The sequence below is a fragment of the Kluyvera huaxiensis genome, from assembly GCF_040149365.1.
Taxonomy (GTDB): Bacteria; Pseudomonadota; Gammaproteobacteria; order Enterobacterales; family Enterobacteriaceae; genus Kluyvera; species Kluyvera intermedia_A.
Map to the genome: position 1 here is coordinate 1 of NZ_JBEFLV010000060.1, position 516 is coordinate 516.

The window sequence follows — 516 nt, forward strand, 5'->3', positions numbered from 1 at the left end:
CTCTGAGACAGGTGCTGCATGGCTGTCGTCAGCTCGTGTTGTGAAATGTTGGGTTAAGTCCCGCAACGAGCGCAACCCTTATCCTTTGTTGCCAGCGGTTCGGCCGGGAACTCAAAGGAGACTGCCAGTGATAAACTGGAGGAAGGTGGGGATGACGTCAAGTCATCATGGCCCTTACGAGTAGGGCTACACACGTGCTACAATGGCATATACAAAGAGAAGCGACCTCGCGAGAGCAAGCGGACCTCATAAAGTATGTCGTAGTCCGGATTGGAGTCTGCAACTCGACTCCATGAAGTCGGAATCGCTAGTAATCGTAGATCAGAATGCTACGGTGAATACGTTCCCGGGCCTTGTACACACCGCCCGTCACACCATGGGAGTGGGTTGCAAAAGAAGTAGGTAGCTTAACCTTCGGGAGGGCGCTTACCACTTTGTGATTCATGACTGGGGTGAAGTCGTAACAAGGTAACCGTAGGGGAACCTGCGGTTGGATCACCTCCTTACCTTAAAGAA

General features: G+C 52.1%; 1 rRNA gene. It reads left to right on the forward strand.

Features of this window, described 5'->3' with window-relative positions:
* A 16S ribosomal RNA gene (locus ABOC97_RS23920) occupies positions 1-506 on the forward strand; the annotation flags it as partial.
* Positions 507-516: the final 10 nt, after the last annotated feature.